Raw genomic sequence first — 12,235 nt, 5'->3', positions numbered from 1 at the left:
TTTGGGAGGCACTATGAAATCAATTCGTCTTCTTGTTCTCGCGGCCGCTCTGGTGCTGAGCTATGCCGTGGCGGCCGTCGCCGCCACGCCTGCATGCAACAAAAAAATCGAGAGCTTCGACTTCGTCGTGGACTATTCCGGTTCCATGATGATGCAGAACAAGCAGCTTAAACAAGATAAAATCGTTGTGGCCAAAAATGTGCTGCAGCGCGTGAACGCGGCCATTCCGGCCCTGGATTACAACGGCGGTCTGCACACCATTTCGCCCAACGGCGTCATTGTCGCCCAGGGCCCGTGGGACCGCGGCGCCATGAGCGCCGGCATCAACAAGCTGCGCTCCGGCTTCGAGATCTTCGGCCGCATGACCAGCATGGGCAACGGCCTGCAGAAGTATGAACCCTTCCTCTCCAGCATGAAGCGCGACGCCGCCGTCATTCTGGTGACCGACGGCGACAACAACCGTGGCACGGACGTCGTGGAAGTGGCCCGTCAGCTGTACGCCAGCCAGCGCAATCTGGTCATCCACATCATCTCCTTTGCCGACACCCCCCATGGTGAAGCCGTTGTCAAAGAGATCGGCGCCATGAACCCCGGTTCCGTCGTGGTCCGCGGTGAAGAACTGGCCACCAGCGACGCCGCCGTCGAGCGCTTCGTGCTGGCCGTGTTCTGTCAGGATGAGGACGTGATCGTGCTGCGCGGCGTGCATTTCGCCTTCGATTCCTATGCTCTTGACAGCAAGGCCATGGGTATCCTGAACGAAGCCGCCGGTCTCATCAAGGCCAATCCCAACAAGCGCGTGATCCTCAACGGCTGGACCGACTACATCGGCACCGACGCCTACAACAAGGTTCTGTCGCAGAACCGCGCCAACGCCGTGAAGAACTATCTGGTGAAGCAGGGCATCCCCGCCAGCCGGATGACCGCCATCGGCCGCGGCAAGTCCTACAAGTATGACAACAAGACCGAAGAAGGTCGTTACATGAACCGCCGCACCGAGATCTCCTTCGACTAAGCGGGATACTGTGGCGTAATTGCTGAAAAAGCCGGGCGGCGTTTGCCGCCCGGCTTTGATTATGAGGTATGTGTCCATGCGAATTTTTCTGGCTCTCATTCTGACCCTGGGGCTTGCGACCGGCGGCTGCGCCTGGTTCAGCAGCAGCGACAGTTCCGACACGCAAACGCCTGCCGCGCAGCCCGAGGATCAGGTCGCCGCTTCCGAAGCCGCGCCCGAACCGGCTCCGGCCAAGGCGGCCCCCGGCAAGAGCAAATCCAAGGCCAAGGCTGAAAAGGCCGCGCCCCAGAAGAGCGGCAAAGCCTCAAAAGGCCCCAAGTCCGAAGCTGAAATCAGCGCCGAGCTGAACACCGTGGGCCATAAGCTGGCGGCCCAGGCCGCGCGCACCGTTATGCCTTCCAAAGCCAGCAAGGAAGTGCGCAAGGACGGCAAGGACTATGTGGCGAGTTACGTGGAAGTGGACGCGACGAACCTGACCACGGAACTGCGTCCTGGCGCCAAGGGACAGTATGTGGGCTTTATCCGCTATCTGGAAAAGGTTTATGAATGCCGCGGCGCCAGCAAAAAAGAAGCGCTTTCCGCGCCCTGCCAGCAGGTGCGCACCCGCAGGCTCAATGAGCTGATCCGTTACGACGGCAAGGCCTGGCAGTTTTAGAGCATTTTGCTTTAGACCAGCCCCGGAGCGGAGAATCTGTTTGAAAAAAATTTAAGGGCGGCGGCCCTGAGAACGGATATGTGTCTGTGAGGTCGGCGGATTAATGAGGGCTGAGCTAAGCATATATGCTGTTCCGGGCGGCATGCATTGCTGAAAAGCGGGGTGAAAACCCCGCTTTTCTTGTCCCATCGTAAAAACAGCAAGGAGAAGTTCAGACATCAGCAACGAGCAGATCCTGCGGCAGATGCCTGAGGATCCATTGGGCGCATTCACGCGGATTTTTATTCCGGGCGTCGCAACGCAGACCGGCCCAGGCCGCGTACAAGGCCTCCCGTTCATGAAAGATGTCGGCCAGAGTCTGCCCCGGCGCGATGGCCAGTCCGCGTTGCGGATTGCGGGCAACGCGCTCTTCGATCACAGCCAGCGGCACGTCCAGGTGGACGATAGACCCCAGAGCGGCCAGGTGGCGCATGGCTTCCTCGCGGTAAACCACGCTGCCGCCAGTGCCGATAACCGTGCGGTTTGCCTTGATGGCGCGGATCACGCCGCACTCCGTGTCCAGAAAGGCTTCCTTGCCCAGAGCGTCGGTCAGATCCTGAAGGCGCGCGCCGTAGAGGGCTTCGATCAGATGGTCGCTGTCCAGAAACGCCCAGCCCAACTCGCGCGCCAGCGCGCTTCCCACTGTGGATTTGCCCGCTCCGGCCATGCCGATGAGGATGATGCAGGGGGCCAGCCGCGCTGGGGTCGCGACGAGATCGGGCGTGGTCATATCTTCTCCTTGACCGTAAGGGCGATTGGCAGAAAGCTTGCCCAAGCCGGGGGGGACTGTCAAGAAGCGCGGCGTGTTGAGGTGTTGCGACATGGGAAGGTCGAAAGACCCTGGCGGTTGCGGAAGCGGACGCCCGTGCCCGCGCGCAAGGGAAAACCGTGTTTTTTCCTCAGCGTGCAGGCGGCGCAGCCATTGAAAACAGAATATTCTCAATGGCAACCTGCCTTGGAAGCAGCCGCCCCCTAAACTCCCGTATGACCTGACCGATAAGCACGGTAGAGGTGTAATTTCATGCGCATGCTTATTATATTGGCTGTTTTTTTGAGCTTGGCCGCGCCGGTACACGCCGTGGAATCACGTTCCCTGCCGCTCTCCGCCGCGCCGGGCCATCCCGCCGCACCGGCGGCCCCGCTGGTGAGCACGCCCGCTGTGGGAGCTCCGGCCGTTCCCCTGCCGCCACAGTTGCCCGTCTTGCTCCCTTCGGGCGGCGTCAATCTGGATGAAGCCTGGATTCAGGACGGCGGAGCGCGTCTGTACTGGAACACGTTGGTGATTCCGCGCCAGATCCGGATGGGCGGCGCGCGTTTTGTGGACCCGGCGGCTGTGCCGGAACTTCTTCCCTCCGGCGGCAATAAGGCTGTCCGGCCCGCGCGGCGGCATGCCCGAACCAAGGTTGCCGTCCCTGCGGAAAAGCAGAAAACCGCACAGCGGACGCCGCCCGCCGGAGCTGCTTCCACAGCGCTCAGGCCGCCTGTTGCCGCTCCTGCTGCGAATCAACCCGGCGCGGGGCGTGACAAGGCCACGCCGGACACGCCAAAAGTGGGTGCCGACGCTTCGGCGAAACAGGCCGCTCCATACAGCGGAGCCGCGCCCGCGTCGGCTTCGCCCGTGCCCCTGCCGATCATGCCGGTGGACCCGGTCGCCCCCAGGGCTCCGGCGACGCCCCGTTAGGCCTGTGGACACGATGCTTTTTCGCCCGCGCCTGTTGCGCGCGCCAGCCGTGGACAAGTCCGCTGGCTCTTACGGATGGCGACAGCGGCTTTTTGTTCGGTTGTGGATAACCGGTTGCTTCCCTCATCCGTAAGCGGTTTCTCTGCAACGGCTGAGGCAAGAGCACGCTTTTTCAGAGCAGGTTTATCTTCCTTGCGGGCGAACAAAAATTTCATGTCGCCAACTGTATCTTGCCTGATTTTTTGCAGGAGGCGCCGGGCGGCCTTGCTCTGCCGGGATCTCACGGCTTGCCATGCGTATTGCGCTTGACGGGGCGGCTGCGGGCGTGTATGTAGCTTCTTCCATATATTTTACGTTCAGGGCGGAGACTGTTTTGCGTTGTGGCATGTGCCCGCGCGACAGCGGAAAAGCCCACAACGTCCGCCCCTGTTCCGGGCCGACGGCCAGTTCGTCCGGCGCGCCGACACGGCGGGTGTGACGTATAAAAAAGAGAAGGGAGCAGAATCATGAAAAGAACATATCAACCCAGTAAAATCAGAAGAGCCCGTACCCACGGTTTCCGCGCCCGTATGGCCACCCCCAGCGGCCGCGCCATTCTGCGCCGCCGTCGCGCCAAGGGCCGCAAGCGCCTGAGCGCCTGAGAGCCGGGGGCATGAGCGCCCTTGCCGCACGCCGGGGGTTTTGGTGTCGCGTCTGAGCTTTCCACGGCATGTCCGTGTTCGCCGCAGAGCGGAATTTACCGCCTGTTATGAGCACGGCAGACGTTACCATACCGAGCATTTCCTCCTTTTCGTGCTTCCGCGAGAACATGCCGGCGAGTTGACGCGCACGGGCATGGCTGTTTCCCGCAAAGTCGGCAATGCGGTGGTCCGCAATCGTGTCAAGCGCCTGCTGCGTGAGTTTTTTCGTCTGCATTCCGACCTCCTGCCGGCTCATGCCGATCTGGTGGCTGTGGCGAAACGACACGCCGGCGGAGACGCGCTGGACCTCTCCCGCGTGAGCGCTGAATTTCTGCCTCTGCTGCGGCGGATAGTCCGGCCCCGGCGGACGGCTGCGGCATGCGATTGAACCGAAAACGCCCCATGGGCCGTGCCGGCGCGGAGTCGGCCGGTCCGTGGGTGGGCGTCTTCCCAGGAGACGCCGGGGCCTTGCCGCGCGCGACGGCCCAAGGTGGGGTGTGATGAAAATGCTGCTGCGCAGCCTTTGCGTTTTACCCATACGTATTTATCAGCGCTGCATCTCGCCCGTGCTGCCCCCCGCCTGCCGTTTTTATCCCACCTGTTCCGCCTATGCCGTGGAGGCCATCCTGCGCCACGGCGTGCTGCGCGGCGGCTGGCTGGCGCTGCGGCGTCTGGCTCGCTGCCATCCATGGGGCGGTTCAGGCTATGATCCAGTTCCACCCCCACGGCGTCGCCGCGACGTCCCGCCTCTGTCTCAGGAGTGAGCGTCCACATGCAAGATAGTAAAAATCTGGTTCTGGCTATTGTGTTGTGTCTAGCGATTCTTTTCGGCTGGGGACGTCTCGCCGAATACATGGGCTGGGTGCAAAAGCCCGACCCGGCGGTGGTGGCCCAGCAGCAGGAGGCCGTCCGCCAGGAGGCGGTCAAGGCGGAACAGCGCAAGGAAGAGGCCGCCCAGGCCGCGACGCTGCCCGTGTTCACTCCGGCTCCGGGGCGCGATCTAACCGTGGATTCTCCGCTGTACGAAGCCGTTTTCTATACCGGCGGCGGCCCGTTGCGGTCCTTCAAGCTCAAGAAATTTCAGACCGGTCTTGCGCCGGATTCCCCCTTGGTGAACATGGTGGACGAACGCACCGCCGCCGTGGCGCCGCTGGGGCTGGTGATCAACAGCCAGCCTTCCTGGAGCACCGGCCAGTGGTCGCTGGACGGCGGCGAGCAGGGGTTGAAGCTGAACGCCGGGCAGGAAGGTTCGCTGCGCCTCGTGGGCATGGTGGACAACCTGCGCGTGGTCCGCGAGCTGACCTTCAATGCGGACTCCTACCTGATCAAGGAAAAAATCCGGCTCATCAATGCCGGCGAGCAGCCCCGCAGCGTGCGCGTGGGCTACACTGTGGCTTCCGACGCCAGCAACGCGGCCGGAGGCCGTTACGACTCCATGCGCGTGGCCTGGGACAACGACGGCAGCCTTTCCGAGGAATCTTCGGGCAAGACTCTGGAAAGCACGGGCGTGCAGGCCACGGGCAAGATCTACTGGGCGGGCGCCATGAGCACGTATTTCCTGGCCGCCGTGCTGCCCGGCGAAATCAATGACGTCACGGTCAAGGGCCTGTTGCAGAAAACCGTCTACCGCACCGCGGTGGAAGAGCCTGAAAGCATGCTCGCGCCGGGGCAGGAAAAGACGCTGACGGTTTCCTACTGGCTGGGACCCAAGGAGCGCGCCCAACTGACGGCCGTGTCCGAGCAACTGGCCAAAAGCATTGATCTGGGCATGTTCAGCATCATCGCCAAGGGCCTGCTCTGGCTGCTGGAATTCTTCCACAAGTACGTCAACAACTGGGGCTTGGCCATCATTCTGCTGACCGTGGTCATCAAGGCCGTGTTCTGGCCCCTGACGGCCAAGAGCTACGCTTCCATGGAAAAGATGAAGAAACTGCAGCCCATGATGACCGCCATCAGGGAAAAGCATAAGGACAACAAGGAGCTCATGAACAAGGAAGTCATGGCTCTGTACAAGACCTACGGCGTCAATCCGGCCAGCGGCTGCGTGCCCATCCTGATCCAGCTGCCGGTCTTCTTCGGCCTGTACCAGGCACTGCTCACGTCCATTGAGCTCAGGCACGCGCCGTTCATCACCTATCTGCCTTTTACGGACAAACTCTGGCTGGCCGACCTTTCGGCCAAAGACCCCTTTTACATCACGCCGATCATCATGGGCCTGACCATGTTTCTGCAGCAGCGGATGAGCCCGCCCGCCACGGATCCTACCCAGCAGAAGATCATGATGTTTCTGCCGCTGATCTTTACGGTGCTGTTCCTGGGCTTCCCCGCGGGCCTCGTCATCTACTGGCTGGTCAACAACATCCTTTCCATTTTCCAGCAGTGGCTGATGATGCGTAAAAACAAGGCCGCCGCGCGGGCCGCGGGCTAGACAGGCCCGTTTGCCGTGCCGGCATTGAGCCGGTCCCGTTTGTCGTTGCGTGAGTGAGGTTTGTATGGAAGGGTTTAAAGAATTCCAGGGCAAAGACCTGGATGGCGCCATTGAGGAGGCCTGCGGCTACTTCAATACGGCGCGTGAAAAATTGGAGATTGAAATTCTGCAGGACGCCAAGTCCGGCATCTTCGGCATCGTGGGGGCGCGCAAAGCCAAAGTGCGTGCCCGCCGGGCTCATCTGCGCGAGGCTGTGGAAAGCATTCTGGGCAAAAAGGGCGGCGCAGCCGCCCGCGACGGAGAAGAGAACGCCGCCCGCGCGGCTGCTTCGTCCGCCTTGGCCGCCACGGATAAAAATGCCCGGCAGGAGCAGCCCAAAAACGGACGCGAACGCAATCAGGAACGCGGGCGCAAAAGCGGTGCTGCCACCCCTGTCCCCGCTTCCATGGAGGCGGCGGCCTGCGTCTGCGCGGCGCAGGCCGCCGGCAATGGCGAGGCCGCGCCCGAGGCGGCCGCCGCCGACAATTCCTGCGCGACGGGTATGGCCGCTGCCGCGCCGCAGCCGGAAGCTTCCGACGCCGTCGAGTCCCCTGTACGGGAGAAAAGCCGCTCTGAAGGACGGCGTGAGCCGTGCCGTGCCTCCGGCCGGGGCCGACCCCGGCGCGAGGAGAGCCGTGCGCCCGCTCAGGACGGCGCGCCCGTCGCCGGCCTGGATTCCGGAGAGGATCTGGACGAAGCCGGGGAGGGCTTGCCCGTAACGCCTGTGGAACAACTGGACGCCGCTCGTCTGGAGACCCTGACCCAGGAGGCCGTGCGCGAACTGGTCCGGCCCATTGTGGGCACGGAAGTGCGCCTTGAGGTTGCGTTGGGCGGCGGCCGGGTGCAGGTCTGCGTGGATTGCGACGAGGATTCCGGCCTGCTCATCGGACGTGAGGGCCAGACCCTGGCCGCGTTGCAGTATCTGGTGTCGCGCGTGGTTTCGCGGGGCATGAATTCCGCCGTGCGCGTGCAGCTGGACGCTGGGGAATATCGCCAGCGCCAGGACGAGAAATTGCGTGAAATGGCCCTGGCCCTGGCCGACAAGGTGCGCCAGAGCGGGCGTTCCTATTCCACGCGGCCCCTTTCCTCCTATCACCGGCGTATTGTCCATGTCTGTCTTCAGGACGCCGCCGACGTGCAGACCCGCAGCACCGGCGACGGACCCATGAAACGGGTGGTCATTATGCGCCGGAAGGCGGAAAAAAACTAACCGCCTGTTACGTATTTCCTTGCCGGCGGCGCGTGCATTCCGCGGCCGGCTGTCCACAGCGCAGGGAGTTCGTGCCGTCCATGCCCACCATCGCCGCCATAGCCACGCCGCCGGGAGCCGGGGGCATCGGCATTGTGCGCCTTTCCGGTCCACGGAGCAAAGCCTTGCTGGCGCGTATATTCCTGCCGCTTTCGCCGCGTTTTGAAAATTTTCGGCCCTGGTTCATGCACCGAGGCCGGGTTCTGGATCAGCATGGCGAAGCCCTGGACGACGTTCTGGCCGTGTTCATGCCCGGCCCGCGCACATTCACCGGCGAGGATATGGTTGAAATCCATTGCCACGGCGGGCCGCTCATCGTGCAGGCCGTGCTGGAAAGCGTCCTGCGTCTGGGCGCGCGTCAGGCGGAACGGGGCGAATTTTCACGCCGGGCCTTTGTCAACGGACGGATGGATCTGAGTCAGGCCGAGGCTGTGGCCGAACTCATCGCCGCGCCTTCGCGCGAGGCTCTGCGCTACAGTCTGAACCGCCTGGACGGCCTGCTGGGTCGCAGGGTTCTGGCCCTGCGGGAAGAACTGGAGGCCCTGCGCGTCCAGGTCTGTCTGGCCGTGGACTTTCCCGAGGAAGAGGTGGAGTGCCTCGCGCCTGCGGATTTCGGCCGGGCCGTGGGCGAAGTGGCGCATTCCGTGCGGCTTCTTCTGGCCGGACAGAAGCGGGCGAAAGTCATGCAGCAGGGGGCCGTGGTCGTGTTGGCCGGGGCGGTAAACGCGGGCAAATCGAGCCTGCTCAACGCCCTGCTGGGGCGCAACCGGGCGCTTGTCACGGATATTCCCGGCACCACCCGCGATTTTCTGGAAGAGGCCTGCGATCTGGACGGCCTGCCCGTGCGCCTTACGGACACCGCCGGTTTGCGCCGGCCCGACGCGGACGCTGCCGCAAGCGGCGGCGCGGACGCCGTGGAGGCTCTGGGCATGGCCCTGAGCCGGGAAAAACTGGGCCAGGCGGACTGCATTCTGCTGGTGCTGGACGGCGCGCGCCTGGGCGAGGCCGGAGCCGCTGCCGAAACCTGCCCGGATGCGGCGGCCCGTCAGGTGCTGGAACTGGCCGGTGACACGCCCGTGCTGCTGGTCTGGAACAAGAGCGACCTCTGCGCCCCGGCCGTGTTTCCGCCGCGCTGGTCTGACGGACGTTTTTGTTGTATGGTCAGCGCGCGCTCGGGCGACAATGTGGACGCTCTGGCCCAAAGCCTGCGGCAAATTCTGCTGGCCGACGGGCTCGACAATCCGCCGTCCGACGGTCTCGCGCCCAACGCGCGGCAGGCTCTGGCTCTGGAAGAGGCCCTGGCCGAACTGGAAGAGCTGGAAGCGGACGTCCGTGCTGGCCGCTCCTATGACTGTTGCGCCGTGCGCCTGGATACGGCGGCGGCGCGGCTTGGTGAAGTGACGGGCCTGTCCAGTCCGGCGGAAGTGCTGGACCGGGTTTTTGCCCAATTCTGCATCGGCAAATAAATGCATATGGATCTGGACATGCTGCGCCGCCGTCTGAGCGGCGATGAAATCAACGCCATGCCTCTCTGCCACTATGAGGGGCCGGTGCATGTGATCCGCGTGCTGGAGGACTGGAAGCAGGCCTTGCCCGACCTGCGCGCGGACGGCGTGCTGGGATTCGACACCGAAACCCGGCCCACCTTCCGCAAAGGCAAGGTCAACGCCCCGGCGCTGATCCAACTGGCCACGGAGCGGGCGGTCTACCTGATTCAGCTGGCCTGGCTGCCCTTCGGCCCGCATCTGGCCGAACTGCTTGCCGATCCGGACATTATCAAGGCCGGGGTGGGCATCCGCGACGACATGCGCGAGTTGGCCAAACTGCACGAGTTCGAACCCGCCGGACTGGTGGATCTGGGCAATGTGGCCCGCGCCCACAAGCTCTCCAGCCAGGGATTGCGCACGCTGGCGGCCAACCTTTTCGGTTGGCGCATTTCCAAGGGGTCGCAGTGCTCCAACTGGAGCCTGATGCAACTGAGCCAGCGCCAGATCGCCTACGCCGCCACCGACGCCTGGATCGGCCGCCTGATTTTTCTGCGTATGCGCGAACTGGGCCTCGTCCCCCAGAGTACGAGGAACCCGGCCGCCTCTCCCGCCATGTCGGAGCCGGGCGGCGCATGAACATCGACGGCCAGAAACCCGGGGCGGCCTGTGCGCCTCCCCCCGCTTCCGGTCTGGTTCCGGCCTTGGGGCCGCGTCTTGTTTTTTTCACCGGCGGCACGGCTCTGCGCGATCTCAGCCGCCAACTGACCCGCTATACTTACAATTCCGTTCATCTGATCACGCCCTTTGATTCCGGCGGCAGCTCCGCCGTCCTGCGCCGTGCCTTTGCCATGCCCGCCGTGGGCGACATCCGCAACCGCCTGCTGGCTCTGGCCGACAGCGCGCTGGTGCCGCAAAGCGTGCTGGAGTTCTGCGCCCGCCGTCTTCCCGCCGCAGGCGATGCGGACGACCTGCGCGCCGAACTGCGGGCCTTGGGCGCGCAGGATCATCCGCTCTGGGCGGGCATGCCGGAAATCTTCGGCGGGGCCTTGCGCCTGCACTTACGCTTCTTTCTGGAGCGCATGCCCCAGGATTTCGATCCGCATCTGGCCAGCTTGGGCAATCTGATTCTGGCCGGGGGCTATCTGCACCACAAACGTAATTTCGGGCCCGTGCTGGCCTTTTTCAGCCGCCTGCTGCAAGTGCGCGGCGTGGTGCTGCCCATTGTGGGCGAAAGCCTGCATCTGGCGGCGGAGCTGGACGACGGTTCGCGTCTGGTGGGCCAGCACCGTTTCAAGGAACTGACGCGGCCCGTGCGTCGCCTTTTCCTCACCGTGCACGAGCCGGAGCGCCCGGGTCAGGCGGGCAGCGCGGAGCGTGCCGTCAACCCCCAGACGCCCTGCCGTCCGCCCCTGGCTCCGGCGGCGGCGGACTATCTGCGCTCGGCCGGGGCCGTCTGCTATCCCATGGGCAGCTTTTACACCAGCGTCCTGGCCAATCTGCTGCCTCAGGGCGTGGGCCGGACCGTGGCCGCCGCGTCCTGCCCCAAGATTTTCATCCCCAATTCGGGCCGCGACGCGGAGTTGCACGGTCTTTCCCTGGCCGGGCAGGTGGCCATGCTGCTGCGCCATTTGCGCGACGACGCGCCTGAGGCGCGCACCGGCGAACTCCTGCACTGGGTGCTGGTGGACAGCCGGCACGGCCGCTATGAGGGCGGCCTGGGGCCCGAGGTTCGCACGGCCCTGGCGGATATGGGCGTGACCCTGGTGGAGCGGGACATGGTGCGCGAGGACGACCCGCAACGCCATGAGCCGGAACTGACGGCCAGGGCCTTGCTGGACCTGCTGCCCGGCGGATTCACAGGACCCGGCGGGGAGCCGGAACGCTAGATGCCCGCGCGTGAACTGCGTGTTGACGCCGCTCTGGCCGGCCAGCGGCTGGATCAGGCCCTGGCCGCGTTGACGCCGGAACTGGGACTGCGCGGCCGTCGCCGTCTGATCGCGCGCAACGCTGTTCTGGTCGGCGGACGGGCCGCGTCCGCCGCCCGCCGCCTGCGACCCGGCGAGCTCATCACCCTGCGCGACACGGCGGCGGAGGGGGAGCACACCGCCTCCCGCCCCGCGGACAGGCCGCGTCTGCTCTCCCGCCAGGGGGAGTACTGTTTTCTGTATAAGCCCGCGGGACTGCACAGCGCGGCTCTGGCCGGGGGCGGCGGTTCCAGCCTGGAGGCCGCTTTGCCCGCGTTGCTGGCGTCCTTGCCGGACGGCGGCGCGGCGCGGCTGCTGCAACGTCTGGATTACGGCACGTCCGGCATTGTCTGCGCGGCTCTGACCCCAGAGGCGGCTCTGGCCTTTCGCCGCGCGGAGCGGGCGGGCCGGTGCGAAAAGCGCTATCTGGCCCTTCTGCGCGGGGTTCTGGCCGCACCGACCACCGTGCGGGCGGCACTGGATACGGCGGACCGCCGTCAGAGCCGCCTGCTGGCGTCCACAGACGACAGCAGGCGCTGGACGGAATTTTTGCCCCTGCATGTCTGGGAAGGCGCGGCAAACCTGCCGCCGGGGCCGGCGGAAGGTTCAGGGCCAATCAACGGCCCGACCGGGCCGTCCGGTCAGGTCGGGCTGACCCTGGCCGCCTGCCGCATCCGTTGCGGCGCGCGCCATCAGATCCGGGCGCATGCGGCCGCGCTGGGGCATCCCCTTTGGGGGGACGGGTTGTATGGTTCCGCCTCGGCTGAACCCCCGGCGGGGGCGGCCGCGCCCGCAACAGTGTTTTTTCTGCACCACGGGGCCTTGCTGCTGCCCGGCGCGGCCTGCGTGCTGCCGCCGTCCTGGCCGTTGCCGGAGGCCCAGGCCGGAGCGGTCAGGAAATGGCTTGAAAGCCCGCCTCAATACGATATATTGAGGCGTGGGCATCGTGCCGGTCCGGACCCTCGGCCGTAACAGGATAAAGAACATCCTCACCCGGCTTT

13 protein-coding genes are annotated in these 12,235 nt (G+C 64.8%); 12 read left to right on the top strand and 1 reads right to left on the bottom strand.

What is annotated here, in order from left to right; all coding sequences use genetic code 11:
• The first annotated feature begins 13 nt into the window (after nucleotides 1–13).
• Both FYJ44_RS04965 and FYJ44_RS04960 read left to right on the top strand, forming a co-directional pair.
• Nucleotides 14–1,012 carry an OmpA family protein gene (locus tag FYJ44_RS04965; RefSeq protein ID WP_154509717.1) on the top strand — a complete coding sequence of 333 codons (999 nt, stop codon included), beginning with the start codon at nucleotides 14–16 and terminating at the stop codon, nucleotides 1,010–1,012.
• A gap of 76 nt (nucleotides 1,013–1,088) precedes the next feature.
• Nucleotides 1,089–1,667, top strand: a complete 579-nt coding sequence (locus FYJ44_RS04960) for a translation initiation factor 2 (RefSeq protein ID WP_154509715.1) — start codon at nucleotides 1,089–1,091, stop codon at nucleotides 1,665–1,667.
• A gap of 211 nt (nucleotides 1,668–1,878) precedes the next feature.
• On the opposite strand, the gene thrB is transcribed toward FYJ44_RS04960, so the two are convergent.
• Nucleotides 1,879–2,436 carry a homoserine kinase gene (thrB, locus tag FYJ44_RS04955; protein WP_154509713.1) on the bottom strand — a complete coding sequence of 186 codons (558 nt, stop codon included), beginning with the start codon at nucleotides 2,434–2,436 and terminating at the stop codon, nucleotides 1,879–1,881.
• 291 nt (nucleotides 2,437–2,727) lie between these two features.
• Between thrB and FYJ44_RS04950 the strand changes: the two genes are divergently transcribed.
• The 10 genes from FYJ44_RS04950 (at nucleotide 2,728) to FYJ44_RS04900 (ending at nucleotide 12,206) form a co-directional block, all read left to right on the top strand.
• The gene (locus tag FYJ44_RS04950; RefSeq protein WP_154509711.1) at nucleotides 2,728–3,387 is read left to right on the top strand and encodes a hypothetical protein; all 660 of its coding nucleotides are present in this window, start codon (nucleotides 2,728–2,730) and stop codon (nucleotides 3,385–3,387) included.
• Between the two features lie 506 nt (nucleotides 3,388–3,893).
• Nucleotides 3,894–4,028: a 50S ribosomal protein L34 gene (gene rpmH / locus FYJ44_RS04940; protein ID WP_154509707.1), complete on the top strand. Its 135-nt coding sequence runs from the start codon at nucleotides 3,894–3,896 to the stop codon at nucleotides 4,026–4,028.
• Nucleotides 4,029–4,071: 43 nt separating this feature from the next.
• Nucleotides 4,072–4,455, top strand: coding sequence for a ribonuclease P protein component (gene rnpA, locus FYJ44_RS04935; protein ID WP_288229006.1), 384 nt, complete (start codon nucleotides 4,072–4,074; stop codon nucleotides 4,453–4,455).
• 112 nt (nucleotides 4,456–4,567) lie between these two features.
• Nucleotides 4,568–4,831: a membrane protein insertion efficiency factor YidD gene (yidD, locus tag FYJ44_RS04930; protein ID WP_154509703.1), complete on the top strand. Its 264-nt coding sequence runs from the start codon at nucleotides 4,568–4,570 to the stop codon at nucleotides 4,829–4,831.
• An 8-nt stretch (nucleotides 4,832–4,839) separates the two neighbouring features.
• A complete protein-coding gene (gene yidC, locus FYJ44_RS04925; RefSeq protein ID WP_154509701.1) occupies nucleotides 4,840–6,495 on the top strand; it encodes a membrane protein insertase YidC in 1,656 nt (551 codons plus the stop codon).
• A gap of 64 nt (nucleotides 6,496–6,559) precedes the next feature.
• Entirely contained in the window at nucleotides 6,560–7,744 is a 1,185-nt protein-coding gene (gene jag, locus FYJ44_RS04920) for an RNA-binding cell elongation regulator Jag/EloR (protein WP_154509699.1), read from the top strand.
• Between the two features lie 80 nt (nucleotides 7,745–7,824).
• A complete protein-coding gene (gene mnmE, locus FYJ44_RS04915) occupies nucleotides 7,825–9,249 on the top strand; it encodes a tRNA uridine-5-carboxymethylaminomethyl(34) synthesis GTPase MnmE (protein WP_154509697.1) in 1,425 nt (474 codons plus the stop codon).
• Between the two features lie 6 nt (nucleotides 9,250–9,255).
• A complete protein-coding gene (locus FYJ44_RS04910) occupies nucleotides 9,256–9,906 on the top strand; it encodes a 3'-5' exonuclease (protein WP_229772501.1) in 651 nt (216 codons plus the stop codon).
• A complete protein-coding gene (locus tag FYJ44_RS04905) occupies nucleotides 9,903–11,156 on the top strand; it encodes a GAK system CofD-like protein (RefSeq protein ID WP_154509695.1) in 1,254 nt (417 codons plus the stop codon). Before FYJ44_RS04910 ends, FYJ44_RS04905 begins: the two co-directional genes overlap by 4 nt.
• Nucleotides 11,157–12,206, top strand: coding sequence for a pseudouridine synthase family protein (locus FYJ44_RS04900; protein ID WP_154509693.1), 1,050 nt, complete (start codon nucleotides 11,157–11,159; stop codon nucleotides 12,204–12,206).
• Nucleotides 12,207–12,235: the final 29 nt, after the last annotated feature.

Source organism: Desulfovibrio porci, assembly GCF_009696265.1.
GTDB lineage: Bacteria > Desulfobacterota > Desulfovibrionia > Desulfovibrionales > Desulfovibrionaceae > Desulfovibrio > Desulfovibrio porci.
This window is presented reverse-complemented; position numbering and strand designations above follow the sequence as displayed.

What these genes read in the sequence shown, in the direction of transcription:
- FYJ44_RS04965 (WP_154509717.1), top strand. Translation starts at nt 14, where the DNA reads ATGAAATCAATTCGTCTTCTTGTTCTCGCGGCCGCTCTGGTGCTGAGC.
- FYJ44_RS04960 (WP_154509715.1), top strand. Translation starts at nt 1,089, where the DNA reads ATGCGAATTTTTCTGGCTCTCATTCTGACCCTGGGGCTTGCGACCGGC.
- thrB (WP_154509713.1), bottom strand. Translation starts at nt 2,436, where the DNA reads ATGACCACGCCCGATCTCGTCGCGACCCCAGCGCGGCTGGCCCCCTGC.
- FYJ44_RS04950 (WP_154509711.1), top strand. Translation starts at nt 2,728, where the DNA reads ATGCGCATGCTTATTATATTGGCTGTTTTTTTGAGCTTGGCCGCGCCG.
- rpmH (WP_154509707.1), top strand. Translation starts at nt 3,894, where the DNA reads ATGAAAAGAACATATCAACCCAGTAAAATCAGAAGAGCCCGTACCCAC.
- yidD (WP_154509703.1), top strand. Translation starts at nt 4,568, where the DNA reads ATGAAAATGCTGCTGCGCAGCCTTTGCGTTTTACCCATACGTATTTAT.
- yidC (WP_154509701.1), top strand. Translation starts at nt 4,840, where the DNA reads ATGCAAGATAGTAAAAATCTGGTTCTGGCTATTGTGTTGTGTCTAGCG.
- jag (WP_154509699.1), top strand. Translation starts at nt 6,560, where the DNA reads ATGGAAGGGTTTAAAGAATTCCAGGGCAAAGACCTGGATGGCGCCATT.
- mnmE (WP_154509697.1), top strand. Translation starts at nt 7,825, where the DNA reads ATGCCCACCATCGCCGCCATAGCCACGCCGCCGGGAGCCGGGGGCATC.
- FYJ44_RS04910 (WP_229772501.1), top strand. Translation starts at nt 9,256, where the DNA reads ATGGATCTGGACATGCTGCGCCGCCGTCTGAGCGGCGATGAAATCAAC.
- FYJ44_RS04905 (WP_154509695.1), top strand. Translation starts at nt 9,903, where the DNA reads ATGAACATCGACGGCCAGAAACCCGGGGCGGCCTGTGCGCCTCCCCCC.
- FYJ44_RS04900 (WP_154509693.1), top strand. Translation starts at nt 11,157, where the DNA reads ATGCCCGCGCGTGAACTGCGTGTTGACGCCGCTCTGGCCGGCCAGCGG.